At 49.2% G+C, this 25,084-nt stretch carries 23 protein-coding genes; 14 read left to right on the top strand and 9 right to left on the bottom strand.

What is annotated here, in order from left to right; genetic code table 11:
* Positions 1-39 precede the first annotated feature (39 nt).
* Positions 40-795, bottom strand: a complete 756-nt coding sequence (rpsB, locus tag LPA26_RS05335; RefSeq protein WP_055825876.1) for a 30S ribosomal protein S2 — start codon at positions 793-795, stop codon at positions 40-42.
* 393 nt (positions 796-1,188) lie between these two features.
* Between rpsB and dhaL the strand changes: the two genes are divergently transcribed.
* Positions 1,189-1,818 (top strand): dihydroxyacetone kinase subunit DhaL, encoded by a 630-nt coding sequence (gene dhaL / locus LPA26_RS05340; RefSeq protein ID WP_229007592.1) that lies wholly within the window; start codon positions 1,189-1,191, stop codon positions 1,816-1,818.
* Between the two features lie 82 nt (positions 1,819-1,900).
* On the top strand, positions 1,901-2,899 hold the full coding sequence (dhaK, locus tag LPA26_RS05345; RefSeq protein ID WP_229007593.1) for a dihydroxyacetone kinase subunit DhaK: 999 nt from the start codon (positions 1,901-1,903) through the stop codon (positions 2,897-2,899).
* A gap of 22 nt (positions 2,900-2,921) precedes the next feature.
* On the opposite strand, the gene glnE is transcribed toward dhaK, so the two are convergent.
* Complete coding sequence (gene glnE, locus LPA26_RS05350; RefSeq protein ID WP_229007594.1) at positions 2,922-5,681, bottom strand: bifunctional [glutamate--ammonia ligase]-adenylyl-L-tyrosine phosphorylase/[glutamate--ammonia-ligase] adenylyltransferase; 2,760 nt, start codon at positions 5,679-5,681, stop codon at positions 2,922-2,924.
* A 155-nt stretch (positions 5,682-5,836) separates the two neighbouring features.
* Between glnE and acs the strand changes: the two genes are divergently transcribed.
* The 4 genes from acs (at position 5,837) to LPA26_RS05370 (ending at position 10,492) form a co-directional block, all read left to right on the top strand.
* Complete coding sequence (acs, locus tag LPA26_RS05355) at positions 5,837-7,813, top strand: acetate--CoA ligase (RefSeq protein WP_229007595.1); 1,977 nt, start codon at positions 5,837-5,839, stop codon at positions 7,811-7,813.
* Positions 7,814-7,964: 151 nt separating this feature from the next.
* Positions 7,965-9,539 (top strand): peptide chain release factor 3, encoded by a 1,575-nt coding sequence (locus LPA26_RS05360; protein WP_055825887.1) that lies wholly within the window; start codon positions 7,965-7,967, stop codon positions 9,537-9,539.
* Positions 9,540-9,567: 28 nt separating this feature from the next.
* Positions 9,568-10,032: a hypothetical protein gene (locus tag LPA26_RS05365; protein WP_229007596.1), complete on the top strand. Its 465-nt coding sequence runs from the start codon at positions 9,568-9,570 to the stop codon at positions 10,030-10,032.
* A gap of 79 nt (positions 10,033-10,111) precedes the next feature.
* The gene (locus tag LPA26_RS05370) at positions 10,112-10,492 is read left to right on the top strand and encodes a YchJ family protein (protein WP_055825891.1); all 381 of its coding nucleotides are present in this window, start codon (positions 10,112-10,114) and stop codon (positions 10,490-10,492) included.
* A gap of 61 nt (positions 10,493-10,553) precedes the next feature.
* Here the strand turns inward: LPA26_RS05370 and prfB are convergent.
* Positions 10,554-11,658, bottom strand: a protein-coding gene (gene prfB / locus LPA26_RS05375) for a peptide chain release factor 2 (RefSeq protein WP_229007597.1) whose coding sequence is annotated in 2 segments (ribosomal slippage) — positions 10,554-11,576 and positions 11,578-11,658 — 1,104 coding nt in all. Because the reading frame shifts where the segments join, the coding sequence is not laid out codon by codon here.
* A gap of 168 nt (positions 11,659-11,826) precedes the next feature.
* Here prfB and LPA26_RS05380 point away from each other — a divergent pair.
* The 6 genes from LPA26_RS05380 to pstB all read left to right on the top strand — a co-directional run bounded on the left by LPA26_RS05380 (position 11,827) and on the right by pstB (position 17,477).
* Positions 11,827-12,483, top strand: a complete 657-nt coding sequence (locus LPA26_RS05380; protein ID WP_055825894.1) for a DUF47 domain-containing protein — start codon at positions 11,827-11,829, stop codon at positions 12,481-12,483.
* A gap of 9 nt (positions 12,484-12,492) precedes the next feature.
* The gene (locus LPA26_RS05385) at positions 12,493-13,494 is read left to right on the top strand and encodes an inorganic phosphate transporter (RefSeq protein WP_055825896.1); all 1,002 of its coding nucleotides are present in this window, start codon (positions 12,493-12,495) and stop codon (positions 13,492-13,494) included.
* Positions 13,495-13,614: 120 nt separating this feature from the next.
* Positions 13,615-14,607 (top strand): PstS family phosphate ABC transporter substrate-binding protein, encoded by a 993-nt coding sequence (locus LPA26_RS05390; protein WP_229007598.1) that lies wholly within the window; start codon positions 13,615-13,617, stop codon positions 14,605-14,607.
* Between the two features lie 109 nt (positions 14,608-14,716).
* Positions 14,717-15,643: a phosphate ABC transporter permease subunit PstC gene (gene pstC, locus LPA26_RS05395; RefSeq protein WP_229008332.1), complete on the top strand. Its 927-nt coding sequence runs from the start codon at positions 14,717-14,719 to the stop codon at positions 15,641-15,643.
* 90 nt (positions 15,644-15,733) lie between these two features.
* Positions 15,734-16,672: a phosphate ABC transporter permease PstA gene (pstA, locus tag LPA26_RS05400; protein WP_055825901.1), complete on the top strand. Its 939-nt coding sequence runs from the start codon at positions 15,734-15,736 to the stop codon at positions 16,670-16,672.
* A gap of 25 nt (positions 16,673-16,697) precedes the next feature.
* Positions 16,698-17,477 carry a phosphate ABC transporter ATP-binding protein PstB gene (gene pstB / locus LPA26_RS05405; RefSeq protein WP_055825903.1) on the top strand — a complete coding sequence of 260 codons (780 nt, stop codon included), beginning with the start codon at positions 16,698-16,700 and terminating at the stop codon, positions 17,475-17,477.
* Between the two features lie 109 nt (positions 17,478-17,586).
* Here pstB and LPA26_RS05410 read toward each other — a convergent pair whose 3' ends face one another.
* Both LPA26_RS05410 and LPA26_RS05415 read right to left on the bottom strand, forming a co-directional pair.
* The gene (locus tag LPA26_RS05410) at positions 17,587-17,910 is read right to left on the bottom strand and encodes a DUF1330 domain-containing protein (protein ID WP_055825905.1); all 324 of its coding nucleotides are present in this window, start codon (positions 17,908-17,910) and stop codon (positions 17,587-17,589) included.
* Positions 17,911-18,201: 291 nt separating this feature from the next.
* Positions 18,202-19,401: a glycosyltransferase gene (locus LPA26_RS05415; RefSeq protein ID WP_229007599.1), complete on the bottom strand. Its 1,200-nt coding sequence runs from the start codon at positions 19,399-19,401 to the stop codon at positions 18,202-18,204.
* Positions 19,402-19,545: 144 nt separating this feature from the next.
* On the opposite strand from LPA26_RS05415, the gene LPA26_RS05420 reads away from it, so the two are divergent.
* Complete coding sequence (locus tag LPA26_RS05420; RefSeq protein WP_229007600.1) at positions 19,546-20,409, top strand: zinc dependent phospholipase C family protein; 864 nt, start codon at positions 19,546-19,548, stop codon at positions 20,407-20,409.
* Between the two features lie 129 nt (positions 20,410-20,538).
* Positions 20,539-21,696: a metallophosphoesterase gene (locus tag LPA26_RS05425; RefSeq protein WP_229007601.1), complete on the top strand. Its 1,158-nt coding sequence runs from the start codon at positions 20,539-20,541 to the stop codon at positions 21,694-21,696.
* Between the two features lie 35 nt (positions 21,697-21,731).
* Here LPA26_RS05425 and LPA26_RS05430 read toward each other — a convergent pair whose 3' ends face one another.
* Genes LPA26_RS05430 through LPA26_RS05445 form a run of 4 tightly spaced genes read right to left on the bottom strand, consistent with a single transcriptional unit; the run spans position 21,732 to position 25,082 of the window.
* Positions 21,732-22,685: a VWA domain-containing protein gene (locus LPA26_RS05430; protein ID WP_229007602.1), complete on the bottom strand. Its 954-nt coding sequence runs from the start codon at positions 22,683-22,685 to the stop codon at positions 21,732-21,734.
* Positions 22,685-23,221: a hypothetical protein gene (locus tag LPA26_RS05435; RefSeq protein ID WP_229007603.1), complete on the bottom strand. Its 537-nt coding sequence runs from the start codon at positions 23,219-23,221 to the stop codon at positions 22,685-22,687. The genes LPA26_RS05430 and LPA26_RS05435 overlap by 1 nt, the downstream gene beginning before the upstream one ends.
* A complete protein-coding gene (locus tag LPA26_RS05440) occupies positions 23,221-24,186 on the bottom strand; it encodes a VWA domain-containing protein (protein WP_229007604.1) in 966 nt (321 codons plus the stop codon). Before LPA26_RS05440 ends, LPA26_RS05435 begins: the two co-directional genes overlap by 1 nt.
* Positions 24,186-25,082, bottom strand: coding sequence for a hypothetical protein (locus LPA26_RS05445; RefSeq protein ID WP_229007605.1), 897 nt, complete (start codon positions 25,080-25,082; stop codon positions 24,186-24,188). Before LPA26_RS05445 ends, LPA26_RS05440 begins: the two co-directional genes overlap by 1 nt.
* Positions 25,083-25,084: the final 2 nt, after the last annotated feature.

The following is a 25,084-nucleotide window of genomic DNA, read 5'->3' on the forward strand; positions in this document are numbered from 1 at the left end:
GAAAAAGGGGCGCATAGCCCCTTTTTTCGCTGCGAGTAATTACTCGGCAACAGCCTCTGTAGTCGCGGCTGCTGGCGCGGCTTCTTCTTGCGCTGCTTTAACGATTTCAGTAATCGCGTTAGCACGGCCTTCCAGCACTGCATCTGCCATACCACGAGCGTACAGACGAATCGCACGTGATGAGTCATCGTTACCAGGAATTACATAAGTAATACCATCTGGTGAGTTGTTGGTATCAACGATACCAATCACTGGAATACCCAGTTTGCGTGCTTCAGTAATCGCGCCACTTTCATGACCAACGTCGATCACGAAAATCGCATCTGGCAAGCCGCCCATCTCTTTAATACCACCGATGGAACGCTCCAGTTTTTCGATTTCGCGCTTGATGCCCAAAGCTTCTTTTTTACCGAACTTTTCGATGCTGCCGTCTTGCATCATGTTTTCGAAGTCAGTTAAACGCTTGATAGATTGTTTAACAGTTTTGAAGTTAGTCAACATACCACCCAACCAGCGATGGTTAACGTATGCGCAGCTGGCACGTTGCGCTTCTTCTTTAACGATGTCGCGGGCTTGACGCTTGGTGCCTACGAACAGAATACGGCCCTTGTTGGCTGCCAGAGTACGCACATATTTTTGTGCATCTTCAAATAGTGGCAGGGTTTTTTCAAGGTTAACGATATGGATTTTGTTACGATCGCCAAAAATGAACTCAGCCATTTTCGGGTTCCAGTAACGAGTTTGGTGGCCAAAGTGAACACCAGCCTCCAACATTTGACGCATAGTCACTGACATAATAAGTCTTTCTATTTCAAAGGGTTATTCATTCACATGCATTCAATAACACCCTTGCGGGCACCCTATGTGAATACATGCCAAGTTAATTGACAAAAAAGCCAATCCGCAATTATATGGCAGAAAACGCTTGTTTTCAAGCACTTACCACGATTACTCATACGGAATGGGTGTCCCCGTCAGGACTCGAACCTGAAACTAGCCCTTAGGAGGGGCTGGTGATATCCTGTTTCACCACGAGGACAGCGGCAGCATTTTAAACGCTAGTGATCAAAACGCCTAATCCAGCAGAAGAAAAAACAAGCTTGCCATCCACAATTGCTTATCAGTAGCATAATGTTTGCATACTTAAAAGCTTGCCTGAAAACACATAGATGATGACATTAACCCAAGATGAATAGCGACACAATTAACCTTAAGGCTGCTGCCATTCGCGCTGCCATTCTGCAACATGAAGCGGATATCGAAGGCCTGGACCGCGAAATCGGCGATGGCGACCACTACATTAATATGAAGCGCGGCTGTGAGGCGATTGTCGGCATTGCCCCGGAACTCGAGGCTTTGTCAGCCGCTGATGCGCTTAATAAAATCGGCATGAAACTGCTGAGCACGATAGGCGGTGCCTCCGGCCCTTTGTTCGCCAGCTTCTTCATGAGCATGGGTAAAACACTCAAGGCCTGCGACAACATAACCATTAAGGAAATCGCGCTGGCTTTTGACGCTGGCGTGCAGGCCATCATGCAGCGCGGCAAAGCGCAGGCAGGTGAAAAAACCATGCTTGATGTACTGATTCCAGTATCGACTACATTTAAACAATTAGCCGAACAAGATAAATCTGCAAAAGAAATCGCATCAGCATTAAAAGCGGTTGCAAGTGAAGGCCTGGAATCTACGCGTAATATGTTAGCCACCAAAGGTCGCGCTTCCGGTTTGGGCGAGCGTGCTATCGGCCATCTGGATGCCGGTGCTAAAAGCTGCCAGGTGATGATACATAGCGTTTGTGATCTGGTCTTAAGCAATTAAATCATCTGCAAACTGATACGCGATGCAAAACCAAACAATTAAAAACGATTAGCGGCTTACTATGTCGGGCACAGGAGTAAATATGAAAAAATTTCTAAACAATGTAGATCATATGCTGGTCGAAAGCCTGAGTGGCTTTGCCACTGCGCATGCCGATCTGGTTGAAGTACACTTCGAGCCTACCTTAGTCACCCGCAAGCACAAAGCAAAAAATAAAGTCGCGATTATATCCGGCGGCGGCTCTGGCCATGAACCTTTACATGCAGGCTATGTAGGCAAAGGCATGCTTGATGCTGCCTGCCCAGGACAAGTCTTTACCTCGCCAACACCGGACCAGATGCTGGCGGCAGCAGAAGCGGTGCATGCCGATAAAGGTGTGCTATTTATCGTGAAAAACTATGCCGGTGATGTGATGAACTTTGAAATGGCCGCTGAAATGCTGTCATTTGAGCATGCAACGGTATACACCTCAGATGATTGCGCTGTAGTTAACAGCACTTACACGACTGGCCGCCGGGGTGTGGCCGGTACCGTGATTGTAGAAAAATGTGTAGGCAGCCTGGCAGAAACCGGCGCCGATCTGGAAGCATGCAAAACACTGGGTGAAAAAATCAACCGGCGCACATCCAGCATAGGCGCAGCGTTGACCAGCTGTACGGTGCCAGCTGCTGGCCGCCCTACTTTTGATATATCCGACAGCGAAATTGAAATGGGCGTTGGCATTCATGGAGAACCTGGCCGCCGACGTGAAAAAATGCGTGAGGCAGATGCCATTGTCAGTGACATGGTGGCTGCGATTTTGCACGATATTGAAACTAAACAATTACCGCTCAATGGCGAAGTACTATTGCTGGTCAATGGCCTGGGAGCGACACCATTGATGGAGCTTTATTTGATCTACAATACCGCTGCCAAACTGCTGAAAGAAAAAGGCTTTACTGTCGCCCGCAGCCTGGTTGGTAATTACATCACGGCTATTGATATGGCAGGTGCATCAATGACCGTTTGCTTGCTGGACGAAGAAATTAAGCAACATTGGGAAAGCCCGGTGCATACTGCGGGCCTGCGCTGGGGCGTATAAGAGTCTGGGGGCTTCCTCTTTGTCAGCCTTTGGATTCAAATACCGACTGCCAAAGTGCAATCACTGGCTGTTGCAATGGTTCTGCCAATGATTTTTCGACCTTGGCCGGCTCACCCTGTAATTTACTTGCGTGTATCCAGGCACGGTACTGACGGTATGACTGCCGCACCAGCTCGGCAAGTGGCGCATTGATCAACCCACTTTCTGCCAATACTCCCAGCAAGGCAATATTACCAATGTTCTCGGTTAATTTTTGGTAATCTGCCGCATGCAATAACACCAGATATTGCACTAAGAACTCAACATCTATAATGCCGCCAGCTTCATGCTTAAGGTCAAACATGGCAGGGTCAAAACGATGGGAAGCACGCATCTTCTGCCGCATATCCAGTATCTGTTGCTTGATATCTGACTGATTGCGCCTAGATTTCAATATCTCCATACGGATACGCTCAAACTGCTGCCCCACTTTGGCTTCACCGGCGACAAAACGCGCACGTGTAATGGCCTGGTGCTCCCATACCCAGGCTTTATTTTTCTGGTACTCCTCAAAAGCACCCACACTACTCACCAGTAAGCCGCTGTTACCATCCGGCCGTAATTGCAGATCGGTGTCATACAGCAAACCGGCATTGGTGATGGTATTGAACCAGGTATTCAGCCGTTGCGCATAACGGGCATAGACTTCCTGCGCGTTATCGGCGGCATCGTCATACAGGAAAATAATGTCCAGGTCGGATAAATAGCCAAGTTCCTTGCCACCCAGCTTGCCATAGCCAATCACTGCAAATTGTGGCGTTTCTCTATGTTTGAACGAAATATTCTGCCAGACAGTTTGCAGGCTGACCTGTAGCACCACTTCAGCCAGCGCGCTCAGGTCATCTGAGATCGCTTCCAGCGGCAATGCAGTCATCAAATCCTGTGCGGCTATTTTCAGTACATTGGCATGCTTGAAGTGGCGCATGGCATCCATTTGCGCTTCCACATCACCCGCCAGATGCGCCATATGCTGGATCAATTCGGCTTTTAATTGCGCGGCATCCAGCCGTTTAAACAGGGTTTGTTTATTCAGTAATTCATCAAGTAATACCGGGTGTGCGGACACATATTGTGCAATCCACGGGCTGGCGGCACACAATTTCACGATCAAAGCCAACGCATCGGGGAATTCAGTCAGCAAGGCTAAATAGCTGGCGCGGCGGCAAATGCTTTCCAGTAAATCCAGCGTACGAATCAATGCCGTGTCCGGCACTATGCTTTGCTGCTGTATCGCCTCACGCAGCAGTAGTGGCATTAATTGATCGAGGCGGCGTTTGCTTTGTTCGGGTAATTGCTGAATTCTCTGGCTGGCACGCGTGTTTTGCAGCAGCTGTACAATATCGGCAGCTCGGGTATAGCCTTGCTCCTGCAACCATTTCTCAGCCTCACTTGCGGCAATCGTGCCTTGCCAAATGGCTATTTCCTGTTCTAAATCATTTGCTTGCTGATCATTAGTTCTCTGATCCTTGAAAGTATCATCAAAGAATCGCTGCACTCGGTCCCTGTGCTGATTCAGCTCGGCGATAAAACTGTCCCAGCTCTGATGTTTAAGCATGCGTAACAGGTAGTCACGATAGGTCTCTGAATCCGGTAGACCCTGTGTCTGCTGGTCATCGATATACATCAATCTATGCTCCAGGTTACGCAGGTAGATATAACTCTCTGTTAGGGCCGCGACATCTTCCGCAGGCAGCATGCCGCGTTCCGCCAGACGCGCCAGCACAGCCAATGTTGGCTTGATCTGTAAGTCGGGCAACTGCCCGCCACGGATCAACTGGAACACCTGTGCAATAAACTCAACTTCGCGTATGCCACCGCGACCCAGCTTGATATTGTTCGACATGCCGCGTTGCACCACATCGCGCTGGATTTGGGTTTTCAGGTCACGCATAGACGCATACGCGTTAAAATCCAGGTATTTACGGAAGACGAATGGCCGGATTAGCTTATTCAAAGCTCCCGCTGGCCCATAGACCACCCTTCCCTTAATCCAGGCATATCGCTCCCATTCGCGTCCGTAGTTCTGGTAATAATCTTCCAGTGCATCCAGGTTACAAACCAGTGCGCCTTCAGAACCATACGGGCGCAAACGCATATCCACGCGGAACACAAAGCCATCGGCAGTCACATCATCCAGCGCCACAATCAATTTTTTACCCAGCCTAGTAAAGAAATCCTGATTGCTGATGGATTTTTCACCATCAGTGTCGCCTTCGTGCTCATAGGCAAAAATCAGGTCTATATCAGATGACACATTCAGTTCACGCCCGCCCAGCTTGCCCATGCCGACTACGATTAATTGCTGAGGATGGCCTTGCGCATTACGCGGCGTGCCATAAGTCTTGACCAGTTCGGCGTGATAGAAATCTGCCGCGGCAGCAATCGCCGCTTCCGCCAGCGCACTGGTGGTCTCTACAACTTCTTCAAAATTAGCCAGACCATTCAGGTCGCGAACTATCATGTGTGCCATCAAGCGTTGACGAATCTGCCTTATTTGTTGCAAAAAAACCGCTTCTGAGTGATTTTTTTCAGTTGAATCCAGATTTTTTTCGACTGAAAATAGCTTGGCGACATCTGCAGTCTTATAGGTCTTGTATAAGTTATCTAACAGATCAGTCAGGAAATCTGTATTTTTTGTAGCGAATCTGGCAAAAAACGGGCTACATGCCGCCGCATGCAGCAAATAGGCCGCTTCTGTAGACGGCACCTGCTTTTCTGTTAGAATTTCGGCAAGCTGTTGCATGAGATATCGCTCTTAATGAGGGTGTTTTGTGTGCTCGGAGAGTTGGTCAATCAGAACCAGAACAATAATACCTGAGGTTCACCAAACCTGCATTTTGGTTTGATTTTTTAAGATTGATTTTTGGCATTTTTTGACATTGATTTTTGGGGGACGCTATGTCTATCGAATCTGTACTTCATGAGCACCGCGTGTTTGCACCGGGCGCAGCTTTTTCCAGCCAGGCAGCCGTGGGCAGCATGGAGGAATACAACCGTTTGTGCAAAGAGGTTGCACAGGATTACGAAGGATTCTGGGCCAACCTGGCACGGGAATTATTGATCTGGCACAAACCGTTCACTAAAACCCTGAATGAAGAGCAAGCTCCGTTTTACAAGTGGTTTGAAGATGGTGAATTAAACGTTTCAGCCAACTGCCTGGACAAGCATTTAAAAACCATCCCGAACAAGACAGCCATTATCTTTGAAGCCGATAACGGCGACATTAAAAATGTCACTTACAAAGAGCTTTATCATCAGGTTTGCCAGTTTGCCAATGGCCTCAAATCACTCGATCTGATCAAAGGCGACCGCGTCATTATTTACCTGCCTATGGGCATTGAGGCCATTGTCGCCATGCAGGCCTGTGCACGCCTCGGCCTTATCCACTCTGTGGTATTTGGCGGTTTTTCTGCCAAAAGCCTGAATGAGCGCATCATTGATGCCGGTGCTGTCGCAGTCATTACCTCTGACGGCCAATACCGTGGTGGCAAAACACTGCCATTGAAACAAGCAGTGGATGAAGGTATCGCGATGGGGGGCTGTGACAGCATCCGCAATATCGTGGTGTTCAAGAAAACCGGACAGGATGTGGCCTGGGACAGCAAATGTACCTGGTGGCATGACCTGATTGCAGGAAAACCCGACGAGTGCGAGCCGGTGATGGTCGAGGCCGAACATCCTTTATTTCTGTTGTATACCTCAGGTTCCACCGGTAAACCTAAAGGTGTACAACACAGCTCGGCGGGTTATTTGCTCCATGCCATGAACACTATGCGCTGGACTTTTGATATCAAACCGGATGACATTTACTGGTGTACCGCCGATGTGGGATGGATTACCGGCCATAGTTATGTGACCTACGGCCCGTTGGCCATGGGCGCAACGCAAATCGTGTTTGAAGGCATCCCTACTTTTCCTAACGCGGGCCGTTTCTGGGAAATGATACAGCGCCATCAGGTCAGCGTGTTCTACACTGCGCCGACCGCAATCCGTTCATTGATTAAAGCTGGCGAATCTGATGCTGCTACGCACCCTGGAAAATATGATTTATCCAGCCTGCGCTTGCTGGGCACGGTAGGTGAACCGATCAATCCTGAAGCGTGGATGTGGTACTACGAGCAAGTAGGCGGCAGCCGCTGCCCTATCGTGGATACGTTCTGGCAAACAGAAACCGGCGGTCATGTCATTACACCGCTACCGGGCGCTACTAAGCTAGTTCCGGGTTCATGTACCCTGCCCTTCCCCGGCATTGATATAGATGTGGTGGATGAAACCGGCAAAGATATTCCCTGGGGCAATGGCGGTCTGCTGGTAATCAAGAAACCCTGGCCGTCCATGATCCGCACTATTTACAATGATCCAGAACGTTTCAAAGCCAGTTACTACCCGGCTGAACTGGGTGGCAATATTTACCTGGCGGGGGATGGCGCCGTGCGCGATGCCACCACTGGTAACTTCACCATCATGGGACGGATTGACGATGTGCTCAATGTCTCCGGTCACCGTCTGGGCACCATGGAGATTGAATCGGCACTGGTTGCTAACCCATTGGTCGCTGAGTCAGCTGTCGTGGGGAAACCGCATCCGATTAAAGGCGAATCCGTGGTGGCATATGTAGTGTTGAAAGGCAAACGTCCGGAAGGCGAACAAGCCAAGAAAATCGTCGCTGAATTGCGTGAATGGGTAGGCAAGGAAATCGGCCCGATTGCCAAGCCGGATGAAATTCGTTTTGGTGATAATTTACCAAAAACGCGTTCAGGGAAAATCATGCGCCGCTTGCTGCGCAGTTTGGCCAAAGGGGAAGAAATCACCTCTGATATTTCCACTTTGGATAACCCGGCGATTCTGGAGCAGTTGAAACAACCAGTGAGTTAAGACAGAGCAGTATGGAAGGCCTGATTATCCTGGCGGTATTTATCGCGATTGCTGTTTTCCTGATGCGAAAATAGCAATCAGCTTACTCACAGCCATCCCCATCAGGCAAATAGGTTAAAATAGCGGCTTTTAAACGAGCCGCTATTTTTTCATGTCCAGTTTGCAGCAAGAAGTCCAACGCCGTCGCACCTTTGCCATTATTTCTCACCCGGATGCGGGTAAAACCACGCTTACTGAAAAGCTGCTGTGGTTCGGCGGCGCTATCCAGGTCGCTGGTGAAGTTCGTGGCCGCAAGGCTGCGCGCCATGCCACGTCTGACTGGATGGAACTGGAAAAGCAACGTGGTATTTCAGTCACCTCTTCCGTGATGCAGTTTCCCTACCGTGACCACATGGTCAACCTGCTGGATACACCAGGCCATGATGACTTCTCTGAAGATACCTATCGGACGCTGACAGCGGTTGACTCGGCCGTGATGGTGATTGACTCTGTCAATGGCGTGGAAGCGCAAACCATCAAGCTGCTCAACGTCTGCCGTATGCGCGACACGCCTATCATCACCTTCATCAATAAGCTTGACCGCGAAAGCCGTGCGCCAATTGAGTTGCTGGATGAAATCGAAACGACACTGGGCATGGAGTGTGCGCCCATGACCTGGCCAATTGGTATGGGTAAAACTTTCCGTGGTGTTTATAACCTGGTGACTGACAGTATTCTGTTTTTCGATCCACGTGCTGAAAAAGGCACTTCGGAAACTATCCAGGGTATCGACAACCCGCGCCTGGACGAGCTGATAGGATACCAGGCACAAGAGCTACGCGTGGACATTGAGCTGGTCCGTGGTGCATCGAATGAGTTTAATAAAGAGCGCTATTTAAGCGGCAAGCAGACGCCTGTATTCTTTGGTTCTGCAGTCAATAACTTTGGTGTGCAATCCTTACTGGATGCCGTAGTTGATCTGTCACCGCCACCACAAGCACGCAACACGGCCACGCGTTCTGTTGCCGCCAATGAAGAAAAATTCGCAGGCTTTGTATTCAAGATCCAGGCCAATATGGACCCAAAACACCGCGACCGCATTGCATTCCTGCGGGTGTGTTCCGGCCGTTTTGAACGTGGCATGAAAATCAAGCAAGTGGCTTCCGGCAAAATGCTTAACGTCAATAACGCCATTACGTTTATGGCGCAAGACCGTACTATTATGGATGAAGCATATTCCGGCGACATTATCGGCATTCCTAACCATGGCACCATTAAGCTTGGCGATACATTTACCGAAAACGAAGCACTGAAATTCACCGGCATCCCTTCATTTGCACCGGAATTTTTCCGCCGTGCACGCATTAAAAATCCGATGAAAATGAAGCAGTTACAAATAGGCCTCAAGCAACTCTCCGAAGAAGGCGCAGCGCAGTTGTTCCGTCCGCTACTTTCCAACGATCTGATCCTTGGTGCCGTAGGTATGCTGCAGTTTGACGTAGTGTCGCATCGCCTGGAACATGAATATGGCGTCGATATGATTTTCGAGCCATATGACTGTTACACGGCGCGTTGGCTGAAAGGCTCAGATGCAGATCTGAAGGCCATCGCTGACAAGTACGGTTTCAACGTAGGTTTGGATAGTGCAGATGACTATGTCTATCTGGCACCTAACCGCGTCAACCTGCAGATGGCGCAAGAGCGCTACCCGGATATCCAGTTTATGGAAACACGGGAAATCGCTTAAATCCATACATTCGATGTCAGCAGGACTTATGTCTATTTCAATGCCGTCAGGCGTGATCAAGGCTTTATCTTTCAAGCAACCGTTTGCCTGGCTGATCGCAAACGGCTACTTGCTGGTCGATGACCGCACCTGGGGCACGCAATATCGCGGCCCCATGCTCATTCATGCCAGCAAAGGGTTGTACGAGCAGTATTATCAGCACATTAAATTCAACACCGACGTTCCCATCCCTGATGTGGATAAACTGGAATATGGCGGTGTGGTTGGCATTGCCAAACTTGTGCTGTGCTGCAAACCTGGGGAATTACCAACAGGAGTTAGTCGCGATCAGCGCGCGCATTTCGGCGGTGTGCATCATGACTATTTTGGTTTTTTATTTGAACAGGCAAGACCGCTACCGTTAATGCCATGTGCGGGCAAACTTGGTATCTTCGAGCTTGATATCGATCAGTTATTGGCGGCCCCGCCGGCAGCACAAACAGAGTTGTTTTGATGCAGACTCGACCTTGGAACAGATTATCGACAATCACTTGATCGCTAAACGACTTGCATACTGAGATTCGGAATACCCAATGAAAAATGCCTGCCCATGTTACAGCGGTAAAGCTTATACAGACTGCTGCCAGCCTTTGCATAACGGCACACCCGCACCAGATGCTGAACGTTTGATGCGTTCGCGTTACAGCGCCTATGCATTAAAATTGCCAGAATATATTTTGCATACCTGGCATCAAGACACACAACCTAAAAGCCTTACTCAAGAAGATTTAGGAGGTATCAAATGGTTAAAACTGCAGGTGCTTTCACATGAGCAGCCGGATGCGGATACGGCGTTTGTAAAGTTTGTGGCGACTTTTCAGAGTGGTAAACAGAAGAAAGAACAACTGACCGAATATAGCCGATTTAGCCGAGAAAGTGGGCAATGGCTTTATATTGATGGGCAAGCTGACTAGGTGATTATTCAATATAAAAAGGCAGCGACTCCGCTGCCTTTTTAATTACCTGAATATTAACTTAAAGCCCCTGCTTGAGGCTTTCCATAATAAACGGATCCAGGTCGCCATCCAGCACGCCCTGCGTATTGCCAATCTCGACATTGGTACGCAGGTCTTTGATACGTCCCTGGTCCAGCACATAACTTCGGATCTGGTGACCCCAGCCGATATCGGTTTTGGCATCTTCCAGCGCCTGCTTTTCCTCGTTTCGCTTGCTCAGCTCTAGGTTATACAAAGCACCCTTCAGCATATTCATCGCTTCCTCTCGGTTACGATGTTGTGAACGGTCATTCTGGCACTGCACCACCACATTGGTCGGCAAGTGGGTGATACGCACCGCTGAGTCGGTTTTGTTAATGTGCTGACCACCGGCACCGCTGGCGCGGTAGGTATCAATGCGCAAATCGGCCGAGTTGATGTCAATTTCAATCGAATCATCTACCTCTGGGAATATCTGCACGCTGGCAAAGCTGGTATGACGCTTGGAGTTGGCGTCAAACGGCGATTTACGCACTAGGCGATGGACGCCGCTTTCAGTACGCAATGTGCCGAACGCATAATCACCGCTGACTTTGATCGATGCGCCCTTAATCCCGGCAATATCACCTTCTGACTCCTCCAGCACCTCGACTTTGAAACCTTTGCGCTCGACGTAACGTAAATACATGCGCAATAACATGCCCGCCCAGTCCTGCGCTTCAGTACCGCCACTACCAGACTGGAATTCGATAAAGCAGTTGTTGGCATCCAAAGGCTGCGAGAACATGCGTTTGAATTCCATCGCAGCGATGATTTCCTCAATCTTTTTTGTATCTGCTTCTACACTCAATAAGGTGTCATCATCATTCTCTTCACGCGCCATCTCAAACAACTCACGGCTATCAGACAATGACTGATGCACATCGTCCAGCGTCATGACCACGGTTTCCAGCATGCGTTTTTCCTTGCCCAGGTTTTGTGCCTTTTCTGCATTGTCCCAAATCTTGGGATCTTCGAGCAGACCGTTGACCTCGGCTAAACGTTGCTGTTTGTTTTCGTAGTCAAAGATACCCCCGAAGGGCCTGGTGACGTTGCGTCAAATCGCTGAGTGCGTTGGCGATACTATTGAGGTGTTCGGCTTCCATTTTTGATTGGTCAGAGAGTAAAAGCCAGCATTATACCGCAGCCTTGCATGTGATTCAGGGTCATAGATGGGCATCAATTTAGTAAAGAATTCATATTTTTGTCACATTCACTGTCACAAAATAGTAAAATCACGGTCACAAAACTTTGTAACCGTCCGGGAGTCCTCAATGGCGCATGCCACCTTTGGCCGCATTATGGCTGCAATCAGCCCTAGAAACGATAACTATTTTGTGCTGTTTAACCGTCTGGCCGACTGTGCTGTGCGTGGTTCCAAAGTATTGGCGTTAATGGCAGCAGAGGTAGATCAGGCCGGGTTTCACACACATTTTGCCGAAATCCGCAAAATTGAATCCGAAGCGGACGAATATACCAAAGAGATCCTGCTTTCCCTGCACAAGACCTTTATTACCCCGTTTGACCGCCGAGAAATCCGCGAACTGGCGATGGCGCTGGATGACATCATTGATTATATGGAAGCGATTCCGCAGAGTGCGGAAATCTACGGCCATACCAAATTCACCCCTGAAATGGTAGCGCTTGCGCAGATCCTGCTAAGAGCGGCCGAAAAAGTACGCGATGCCGTGCATATGCTGTCAGATATGAAAGATGCCGAACGCATTTTGCGCACTTGTGAGGAAATCAGCACCATCGAAGGTGAGGCCGACCACATTATGCGCTCTGGCATGCACAGGCTGTTTTCTGAAGACCATGATGCCCGCACCCTGATCCGTTCCAAGCAACTATATGATTTGTTCGAAGAGGCTGTCGACAGCTGTGAGGATGTCGCGGATGTGATTCACGGCGTCGTGTTGGAACGCATTTAAGGAATCGTCATGGATCACGTGATAATCGTCATGGCGGTGCTTGTTTTCGTCGCCCTGATCTTTGATTTTATGAACGGCTTTCATGATGCCGCCAACTCCATAGCGCTGATGGTTTCAACCCGTTTGCTAACCCCTCAGGCAGCCGTTATCTGGGCTGCTTTCTTTAACTTTGTCGCTTTCCTGTTTTTTGGTTTGCATGTGGCAGACACGGTAGGTAAAGGGATCATAGACCCGAATATCGTCAACAACACCATTATCTTCGGCGCCCTGTTTGGCGCAATTGCCTGGAACGTCATCACCTGGTGGTTCGGCATCCCCTCCTCCTCGTCACACGCGCTGATTGGCGGCCTGATCGGCGCAGGCATGGCGCACTCAGGCACTAAGGGCGTGATCATAGGCAGCAAACTGATCAGCACCGGTATTGCCATTATCTTGTCGCCATTGTTTGGCATGTTGCTGGCGCTGTTGTTGTCCATCGGTATCATGTGGGCATTTCAGCGCTCATCACCCTACAAAATCGAAAGCCGCTTTAACAAGATGCAATTTATTTCATCTTCGTTATTCAGCCTTGGGCATGGCGCTAATGACGCGCAAAAAACCATGGGCATTATTACGGTATTGCTGTTTGCCAATGGCTACCTGCAAGGTGACTTTCATGTGCCATTCTGGGTGGTGATTGCCTGCCAGCTGGCAATGGGCCTCGGCACCCTGTTTGGCGGCTGGCGTATCGTGCGTACCATGGGCATGGGCATTACCAAGATTCGCCCGACCGGTGGCTTTGCAGCACAAACCTCCGGCTCGATTGCGTTATTCCTGGCCACTAGCCTGGGGATACCCGTTTCAACTACCCACACTATTACCGGCGCCATTGTCGGCGTAGGACTATCACGCCGGATGACCGCTGTACGTTGGGGATTAGCTTCGCGTATTGTCTGGGCATGGGTACTGACTATCCCCTGCGCAGCGATTATGGCAGCAATTGCGTACCATATCGGTGAAAGTGTGTTGTAAGAAAAATGTCATGCAAAATAGGCGCCTGGTGCGCCTTTTTTATTTTTTGTCACATTTTTGTCATATAAAGTTTCTAAGATTCACGCATTGCAAGATAACACCACACACAGGAGTGTATAAATGAATACCACGTTGTTCCGCACTACTTTAATCGCTTCATTGATTGTACAAACATTCAGCTTTTCAGCAGCTAATGCAGCGGACAAGATTATCAAAATTGACGGTTCGAGCACTGTATACCCGATTACCGAAGCCGTCGCTGAGGAGTTTCAGCGTACCAAAGGTATCAAGGTGACTGTAGGTGAATCTGGTACTGGCGGTGGTTTCAAAAAATTCTGCCGTGGCGAAACTGACATTTCAGATGCTTCACGCCCAATCACACAAAAAGAAATAGACCTGTGTAAAGAAGGCGGCGTACAGTTTATCGAGCTACCAATCGCCTACGATGCGTTGACTGTAGTGGTGAACAGTAAAAATGACTGGGTAAAACAACTGACAGTCGCAGAACTGAAAAAAATCTGGGAGCCAAACTCTTCTGTTAAAAACTGGAAGCAAGTGAATGCAACCTTCCCGGACAAAGCGATGAACCTGTATGGTCCTGGTACTTCTTCCGGTACATTTGATTACTTTACTGAAGCGGTGAATGGCAAAGCCAAAGCCAGCCGTAAAGATTACACGCCATCAGAAGATGACAACGTCCTGGTACAAGGCGTTTCAGGTAACCAAGGTGGTTTGGCTTACTTTGGCCTGGCTTACTACCTGGAAAACACAGACAAGCTGAGAGCCATTCCTATTGTAGCTAAAGAAGGCGGTAAACCTGTATTGCCTTCTGAAGCAACGGTAATGGACGGTACTTACCAACCACTGGCACGTCCATTGTTTATCTATGTGAACGCAACTTCAGCTGCATTCAAACCAGAAATCAAGGCATTTGTGAATTTCTACCTGGAAAATGCACCGGAACTGGTAAAAGAAGTGAAATACGTACCATTGCCAAAAGAAGATTACGATGCAGTAAAAACACATTTCAAAGCGATGAAACCAGGCACTGGTTTTAACGGTACTTCAGAAGTCGGCATCAAGATTACTGACCTGTTATCCCGTATCAAGTAATGATGAAAGGGGCTGAGCAAGCCCCTTTTTTCTTCACTAATCGGCCTGTAGCGCGGATTATCCGCTAAAATTCTTACCCTGACAGATCATCACTATGGCGACTCAAGCAATGCAAGCACCCGTGGAACTGCCCATCAGCCCCAGACTGGCTAAAAACATCCGTAGAAATGTCAAAGAACGCATCATTGAGTTGATACTGATGATGGCGGCACTGGTAGCGGTAGCCACTACCTTCGCGATTGTAGGCGTGTTGTTATATGAGTCTTTAAGTTTTTTCAAAACCGTGTCTGTGGTTGAGTTTTTCACCGATACCGAATGGACCCCCCTATTTGAAGATGCGCACTACGGCATCTTGCCACTGGTTTCCGGTACATTAACGACTTCTGCCATCGCCCTGGCAGTGGCCGTGCCTATCGGTACCATATCGGCGATTTTCCTGTCTGAATTTGCCACACACAAAACACGCGAGATTGTGAAGCCTATCCTGGAATTGCTGGTGGGTGTACCAACCGTAGTGTTCGGCTATTTTGCCTTGTTCTTTGTCACGCCATTACTGCAGACCATCTATCCGGATCTGCCTAGCTTCAACATGCTGGGTGCCGGTATTGTGATGGGCATCATGATTATTCCTTACATTGCCTCACTGTCTGAAGATGCCATGCGCGCGGTGCCTATGAGCATGCGTGAAGGTTCTTATGCGATGGGTGCAACCCGTTTCCAGACTGCGGTTAAAGTGATCACGCCAGCGGCTATCTCCGGTATTGTGGCTGCCTATATCCTGGCGATCTCCCGCGCGGTGGGTGAAACTATGGTGGTAGCGATTGCTGCGGGCCAGCAACCTAACCTGACATTCAATCCACTAGAAAGCGCTGCGACGATTACCGCTTACATTGTGCAGGTTGCCATGGGCGATTTGCCACATGGCAGCATTGGTTACCAAAGTATCTTTGCCGCCGGCCTGGTGTTAATGGCAATGACGTTAACTTTTAACATCATCGGTCACTGGGTACGCAAACGCTATCGCGAGAGTTACTAACTCTTAAGATATACCCTGACGCAAAACTGACATATAACAACGATACACTGCCGGTAACCGACTACCGGACGATGCGGGAATAATACCAACATGGAACATAAAGCTTCTGTACTTGAAAATCTGGCCGAAGTGCGCGCCATGATTAAACGCCACAAGCGTAACGACACATTGTTTGCAACGCTGGGCCTACTCTGTCTGATGCTAGGCCTGATGACACTGATGTTGCTGTTCTGGCAGTTGATTGCTGATGGCTATCCTAAATTCAACCTTGAATTCCTGACTGAATTCCCTTCGCGTCGTGCAGCGCGTGCCGGCTTGCTTTCCGCATGGGTAGGTTCATTGCTGGTGATGATTGTGACATTCCTTTCTGCGGTGCCTATAGGCGTCGCCGCCGGTTTGTACCTCGAAGAATATGCGCCGAAAAATTTCTTTACTGACCTGATTGAAATCAACGTCTCCAATCTGGCTGGCGTACCCTCCATTATTTACGGTTTGCTGGCGCTAGGTTTATTTGTGTACATCCTGGGTTTGGGTCAAAGTATCCTGACGGCCGGTTTAACCTTGGGTCTGCTGATTCTACCAATTGTGATTGTGTCTACCCGCGAAGCCATACGTGCTATCCCGGTTTCTATCCGCGAAGCCGCATACGGCGTTGGCGCGACCAAATGGCAAGTGGTGTATGACCATGTATTCAAATACTCTTATGGCGGCATTTTGACCGGTGTGATTATCGGTATGTCCCGCGCTTTAGGTGAAACTGCACCGATTATCACCATTGGTGCGCTGACATTCATCGCCTTTCTGCCACCCTCACCAATCACTACAGAGGCACCATTCATTAACTTTGAATGGTTATCCTCCGGCTTTACTGTGATGCCGATCCAGATGTTTAACTGGTTGTCCCGCCCTGACCATGCATTTCATGTCAATGCGGCCGCCACTGGGGCACTCATTATTGTTGTCACCTTGTTGATGAACGGTGGCGCAATCTGGTTACGCTACAAAATTCGTAAAAATATTAAATGGTAATGCCACACAGGATTTAGAAAATATCATGGCCACAATAACGACCCCGATTAAAGCCGAAGCACGCGATTTAAACTTTTTTTATAGCAACGGTGCCCGCGCACTCAAAGGTATTTCCATGCCTTTGTACGAGAACAAAATCACTGCGCTGATTGGTCCTTCAGGCTGTGGTAAATCCACATTCCTGCGCTGTTTCAACCGCATGCACGACCTGTATCCTGGTAATAAATATCAGGGCCAGATTGTAATGCACCCGGATAACACCAATGTGCTCGATAGCGGCGTGGACCCGATTGAAGTACGCATGCGTATCAGCATGGTGTTCCAGAAACCTAACCCGTTTCCGAAATCGATCTATGAGAACGTGGCTTACGGTCTGCGCGTGCGTGGTGAAAACAACAAACGCATCATGGATGACAAAGTAGAAGAAGCGCTGAAAGGCGCAGCATTGTGGAATGAAGTCAAAGACCGTTTGCACGATCTGGCATTCAACCTGTCCGGTGGTCAGCAACAACGCTTGTGTATTGCCCGCGCGCTGGCCACGGATCCGGAAATCATGTTGTTCGATGAACCGACTTCAGCACTGGACCCGATTGCAACGGCAAACATTGAAGAGTTAATGGTTGAGCTGCGTAGTAAATTAACGATTCTGGTCGTGACACACAATATGCAACAGGCAGCACGTGTGTCCGATTACACGGCGTATATGTACCTGGGTGAACTGATCGAGTACGATGATACCGACAAAATCTTTACTAACCCTGGCCGTAAGGAAACTGAAGATTACATTACCGGTAAATTTGGTTAACTCCACTTTTCCAATAAAAAACGCCGCAAATTGCGGCGTTTTTTATTGGACACTTACAACATGCTCAAGCGTTTAATCTTCGATAACTTGCTCAGATGAAACTGATCCGTTATTTAGGAAGGTAAGGGATGGCACCTGCAACATCAGTGTCATCTATCAACTGGAAACGGCTTTCAGTACCCTCTTGCCTGGCTTTTGAGAATGGCGCATATTCAGGGTCATTCGCAAATGCTAATGCTGCTTCTTTATTAGGAAACTGAATTAAAGCAATCAATGTGTTTTCTAATGGCTTACCCTCAAGCACATCAATATTAGCACTACGACTCAAATATCTTCCACCATGTTTTTCCGCAATCAGGTGAACATGCTTTGCATATTCAGGAACCCATTCATCATTTTTAAGTAGTACATCTGCAATTAAATATGCTGCCATTTTCACTCCTTGGATGTGTAGAAATAATCAATTAATTCGAGTTTTAAACTCTATTGTTTAAATCAATGAGAAATTTAAAGACTGCCAAATTCTGGCTGGCACTCAAAAAAGGCAACCAGCGTGCGGCAGGTGTTGAGTTAACATATTAGATTATCCTGAGATTGTGCTGCTTGCTCGAGTGCAAGGCTGCCGGTATCTTGGCGCGCCAGCTGGCAAGCGTCAAGTGGTCCAGGAAAAATTCCGGAAAATCAGCAGGGATGGCAGCATCACAGTAAGTGTGTGCTGCCTGAATTATGCGGCTGCAGAAGCTGACAGCGGAAAATTGGCCAGCATCAAACGCTCGTAGCACTCCAGCAACTTCTTGGCCTGTGCTTCGCTTGACCATACCTGTTCCACATAGCGTTTGCCATTTTTACCAACACGCTCACGCAACTGGTGGTCAATCAGCAAGGTTTGTACTTGTTCGGCAAAGTGCAACTCGTCATCTTGTGCAATCAGCGCGCCCTGCTCATGGCGCAAGATGGAGGCAGTGCCCAGTTCAGCGATGGCAACCACCGGTGTTTCCTGCGCCATGGCTTCCAGCAATACCAGCCCTTGTGTTTCACTCTTGGAAGCAAACACAAAGATATCCGCAGCACGGTAAGCGGCATTCAGGCCGACAGCACGGTCCAGGTAACCCAGGAACATCACGTTCTGTTGCAAGCCGTTATCCTTTGTCATTTTTTTCAACATCGCTTCGGCCGGGCCTTCACCCGTGATCACCAGTAAAACCTCGGGGTGATCCTGGATGACCAGCGACAACATTTCCAGCAAGAACTGGATATTCTTTTCATGTGCAACCCGGCCAACAAACATCAGCAAAGGCCTTTGTGCGGGGATGCCATATTTCTCCCTGAAAGCTGCGCCATCACCAGGTACAAAACGTGAGGCATCCAGGCCGGTAGGAATCACGGTAATTGGCGTGGTGACCCCGTATTGTTGCAAGACATCACGCATTTGCGCTGAAGGTGACACCACGGTATCCACCTGCTGGCATTGCTTACGAGATACCCATTGCGCAATATTCACCGCAAACTTACGTGGTACCCACGGCAAGTAATGGTGCATATAGTCTTCAAAGAAGGTGTGGTAGGTTTCCAGCACCGGCACTTGCAGTTTCTTGGCGATTTTAAGCCCGGCATAGTGCGCGATAAAGGGAGTATGGATATGAACCATGTCGTAATCACCAGGATGCAGGCTTTCAATATAGGCCACCAGTGCCGACCACTTCATTAAGTAATCTTCAGGATCAAACACAATCTTGCGCGCATCTATGCGCGTGATCCAGGCTTCATCACCAATCAGTGCATGATCAAGGGGCTGCGCGTATTGAGGCGCAATCAGGTGCACGCTATGCCCATCTGCACGCAGGCTTTCTGCAAAGGTGCGAATGCTGGTTGAAACGCCATTTACGCGTGGGAAATACACATCTGAAATCATCAATATTTTCATGCAAAGTTCCGTTTAAGCGGTTCCATGTAAACAATTCTCACATACTTTAACAAGGGTTCGTGATGCTTTTATGACTAAATCCCTTTCATATCAATGTCATACAATCATCATGCATCTGTCATCTACCAGGCGCAGAGTGCGCACATGCAAAAAAGTATCTTCAGATGTTTAGCCGTACTGCTATTAATGATTGCGATGCCCAGCGAAGCACATGCCTGGGGGTTGTATTCCCATGTGGCTTATACCCATAGCTGGTTACAGACATTACCTTTATTGCCATTGCCCTGGTTAGGCGTGATGCGGCGTTACCCGACACTGGTGCTGGCTGGCGCCTGCCTGCCGGATCTGGCAGTAGTTTCCCGTACCTTTAATCACAGCCATGGCTGGGGCATAGGCCAGCAATTACTGCATACCAAAAATGAGAGACAACTGGCGCTGGGTATAGGTTATAACGTCCACCTGCTGACCGATGTCGTTGCCCACCAGCATTTTGTACCTACTTTTGAAGCCAAGTGGCAGCATGACAGTCTGCTCACGCATGCGGCTGCTGAATGGGCAATGGATGCTTACCTGCAAACGACAGACATTCCTTCGCCTTCCAAACTATTGCGTATACACCGCAAAACCATTGTAGAAACGTTAACGCAAGCGATGCAGTGTGATTCCGGCATCGTAGAAAAAGCTGTTTCCAGGTTAGCTACTGCCGACCAGGCATTGCGCCTGTCGCGTATTCCCCAATATTTGTTGCGCCGTTACGGCAGGCTGGATAACGAGTTTGAACACAAACTGGCCTATTACCGCGACCAGGTGAGTTTGGCATTGCAAGACCTGCCTCAGTTACTCAACGGGTCGTTTCCCTCATTGCATGCCGAGCATGTCAATTTAGGCATGGAACAACTGGATGACTGGCGCCAAAAATGCCTGCAGGATGCCAGGCTGCGCCCTACCCGTGCCATTCAAGCGTTTGAGCATTACCATCATCAGTGGTTTAACCAGCCAGACTGCTAGCGCACAAAGCCAAGCTGCCGCTGTTGCTTTAACAGCTAGCGGTTATGCTTTAATTACCAGGCTGACTTGAATCTATTGGCGCTGGCTCCATCTAACGAGTACCCATCCTCCAGCCAACAAAAACAATACATGCCGCCTCTACGCTTCCTGCTCACATTCACCACCATGGTCAGTGTCTTGCATTACTACATCGGTTCACGCCTTCTAAACTCGGTTGCCTGGGCTGATTGGGTGCTGTGGGCCGGTTGGATATTCCTGGTCATTTCAACGCTGCTGCAGCCAGTCGCTTTCCTGGCACGCGGGCTGCGTAACCATGCTTTGCGTGATACCACCAGCTGGGTCGCAATGACGCTGATGGGCGTGTTTTCTTCATTGCTGGTACTGACACTAATACGAGATATTTTCTTGCTGGTGGTCGCTGGGATGGATGCTTCGCACTTTTTCCAGGCGAACTTTTTAACGCTGGAGAAGAACACTGCTTTATTGGCAATCACAGGCGCAGTAGCAATCAGTGTGATCGGCTTTTTCAATGCCCGTCGATTAGCCAGGGTGATTAAAATCAAAGTGCCTTTACGCAATTTGCCTGCCACGCTGAATGGCTTCCGTATTGTGCAGATCAGCGATATCCACGTCGGGCCTACCATTAAAAAAGGCTATCTTTCGCGCATTGTTAACCGCGTCAACACCCTAGACGCCGACCTGATTGCCATTACCGGCGACCTGGTGGATGGTCGCGTCAGTGAACTCTCAACGCATACCCAACCGCTGGCGCAATTGAATGCGCGCCACGGCAGTTTTTTTGTTACCGGGAATCATGAATATTATTCTGGCGCACTGGACTGGATTCAGGAAATAAAGCGCTTAGGGATACAGGTATTGCTCAATGAGCACGTGCAGCTGACGCATGATGGCGCAACCTTAGTATTGGCTGGTGTGACAGACATTACCGCTGGCGGGTTCTATGACCATCACCAGAGTGACCCACATGCAGCGATTGCCGGTGCGCCGCAGCATGCACCAAAAATCCTGCTCGCGCACCAGCCGCTGAGTTCCAAAGAAGCCGAGTTGGCAGGTTTTGATTTACAGTTATCCGGACATACGCATGGCGGCCAGTTTTGGCCATGGAAATACTTGGTGCCACTGCAACAGCCTTATGTAGCTGGCCTGCACCGTTTGAAAAATTTGTGGGTATATGTGAATCGGGGGACCGGTTATTGGGGCCCACCCAACCGCTTTGGCTCGCCGTCGGAGATCACCTGCCTGACACTAGTACCGGCAAATGATTAGAGCGTCATTGACGCTCTAATCAATACCTGGCGCTGTTAACCCTCAACGCGCCTGCGGTAAAGCACATCTGGCACATAGCTAGCCAACACTAGCAGTATTGCCAGCACCAGATACACGACGCGTAACGGGTAGTCTGTGACAAAGCTGGCGGTAGCTTTTTTTGCGGCAATAGACTGGTAAAACGCTTCCTGGTCCTGCCCTTTAATGTAACTGCCTTTGAATTCCGCTGACAGCTCTTTCAAATACTCTTCTTCCAGTTGCGACAGCATGCGGTCATATTCTGCATAAGCGACTGGCGGGTCCGGTTCATCACTGCTGGGGTCGGCGTAGGTCACCCCTACAGCACCTGCATTATTATTCTCGCTGACCGGCCAATAGCCTACAGGTTTGTTAGCCGTGTTATATCGTGTAATCGCCACCTTTTCTGGACCGCCTACCCCGACAAACGTGAAAAACTCACCAATCTGCACACCGCTTAAATCCTGCTTGATGGTCACGTTTACGCGTGGCGCTTCATCGCCATCGGTGAAAAACAGCATTTGTGCCGGTTGATTCAGCGCATCATAAATATGGGTCGCTGCATGTACGGAAAAGCTCAGGCGGCTATTGCCTTTCCAGGCCATGCGCCATTCCAAGTGATCAATGCCATCGGTAATCACATCCAGGTTTTTGCATACTTCCAGCGGTGTTTGCAGCATGGCCACGTTATCAGAAGCAAAAATGCCTAAACTGAAATACGTGCCGCATGGCGCTTTATGCACGATCTGTTTCATCAAATGTTGTGCGAAGGCAATGCGGCTGATTTTTTTCTGGTTCAGCATTTCATCTTCAGCATTCATACTTTGTGACACATCGGTGATCAGCAAATAATGCTGCACCTGCTGCCTGAGCTGTATGCTGGGCTTCACCAGTGCCAATACCAGCAAACTCAAAGCGAGTGCGTAGAGCACAGGCTCATAGTACTGTTTCAGCCATGCTATCGCTTTCATTATGGCAACCCGATCGGCAGATTACTGAGTTCCATATGCGACTGGTCTTTAGTGCCCGCCTGCATGCCGCGCGCCATCACCGAGTGCAATAGACTCAAATTGAATTTGGCCGCTTTATCTGCAGGCTGCAGGCGTAATGACTGCTCATAAGCGATTTTTGCCTGTGTAAATGCATAGCGCGCCTCATCCTGAAACGAACCATCTTCATTCACGGTGCGCACCAAGCCGGACAAAAACAGGTTATTCCCGATATTGAAATGGATATGCGGCAGCTCGGCTTCTGGCGGACCGACTTCCAGCAACTGGCCATAGGTTTGCACCGCATGTTTATAATCGCCGTGTTTGCCCTGGTCATAGGCCGCAGTAAAGCGCTGTAAGTAGGGATATTCTTTTTCTTTAATCAGGCTGCCATTCTGGATTTTTTGATTCAGCGCCTGTAATGACTGTAACTGCCAGCCAAAATACATCGCACCAATGATTCCTGCCACGGTAATGCTACCCCACAGCCAATTGGCTTTTTTTGCATGTGTTGCCATTAGTACATCCTTATATGTTTAACCAGCACCAACCCAAATCCCAGTACCAATGCCAGCAAGATTAAATCTTTGGCATAGTCATGCCCGGGAATCATGATGGCGTATTGAATGACGTTTTTTTCCTTGGCATCGATTTCACGCAGGGCAGATTCCAGCGCCGTGGCGTTATCTGCCTCAAATGCCTTGTATTTGATCTTTAAGGAACGGAAAAATCTATCCAGCGCTATGGCTTCCGGTACACGCTCTTCTTCATAGACGTTGTCACTGAAAATACTGATGTCATCAGGTTCACGTAGCACAATCCAGTACAAATTGAGTTTTTTACCTGTCAACTGTTTCTGGATCTGGTATTTCACGCGCGGGCTTAATTTACCAGCCCCATCCGACAGCAAAACGATAGCGCGCGAGCCGGTGCTGGCGATGTTTTCAAACAATGTCACTGCATTGGTGATGCCGGCACCGATATTGGTCTGGTTCAAGGCCGGGCCAGTCGCGGCCTGAATCGCCGAGTGGATGCCATCGCGATTGGTGGTGATTTTCATGCCATACAGGGCAGAGTTGGTAAAGCCAACCACGCCCATCATGTCATCCGGTCGGGAATCGATAAATGCAGTAATTAATCGCCTTGCCGCCATAGACTTGATTTCTGCCGCATGCCCACCGGTACTTTGCCCGGCAAACGGGTGATCCATACTCACGCTGCGGTCAATCACAAATACACTTTGCGCCCCTTTGCCGACTTTTTGCTCTTGGTGGCTATCGCCCTGTGGACCAGCCAAAGCTAACACCAGGCATAGCAGCATCAGTGAAGTAGCGGCTTTAACCAGCCGGTTGGCGGTATCTGAAAACGGGTCTGCAGGCACCATTTGCAACCATGAGTAAGTTTGCGCATGCCGGCTTTTCAATAGGAAAGGGACAGCGACTACTGGCAACAGCAGCAAGAACCACGGGTGTAACCAATGCATCAGACGCCCCGTTCACAATCGCGCAGCTGGCGCGTAAATGTTTTACATTGCTTTAAATAACCGGCAGCGTCGATGGCTTGCCCGCTATACAGCACCGCATTGGACTCGGCAAAAAAAGCATGAAGCGCTTGTTCTAGTGGTTTAAAACCAGGTTGTTGCGCGACAAACTGCGGCACATGTGACGCCAGCATTTGCTGGCCGAAGCGCTGATTCAATGCATCTTGCACAATCAGGGCTGCCTGCTTCTGGCCTTCAGCGTTTGCTGGCAGTTTTTTTAGTTTGCGGTAAGCACGGGCAAAGTGCCCGTTCACCATAGGCAATAAAGTCCAGTCGGAATTCCGGTAAAGCAATACCAGGCCACCAATCACAACCAGTAACAGGCTGATAACCAGTCCTCGTTGTGGCGTTTTCGTATCCAGTAATGCCGGGCGGTGTTGTGCAACCACACTTTGCTTGGCTTTTTGTAACTGGTCTGGCAGTTGCGCCATCAACCAGAAGCGCCATGAAGGTAATTCAACCTTGGCACCGCTTTTAAATGTCACTTGTTCGGCCGGCAGTTGCAACTGCACAGGTTTGCCACTGCTGGCGAATACCTGGTAATCGTATACCAACTTGTAAACTTGTTGATTTCCCTGCTTGCGGCTATCGACTTGCAACTGCCGCAGTTCAACACCGTTACGTTGCAAGCCTTTCAGTGGCAGGTAATTGTCATTGAGCTGATCATTTGCAGCCACCGAAACCTCGATGGAGCGTTGCAATACATCACCGATCTGTATCCCGGCATAAGAAGCCGGGTTTTGCACGCTAAGTACTTGCACTTTGGCCGCTGGTGTTTCGGCCAAGGCAAGGCTTGGGCATACAGCAGCCATCAACCACCATAAAAAAATCTGTTTCATCA

The sequence above is a fragment of the Methylophilus sp. Leaf408 genome (assembly GCF_916856905.1).
Classification (GTDB): Bacteria; Pseudomonadota; Gammaproteobacteria; order Burkholderiales; family Methylophilaceae; genus Methylophilus.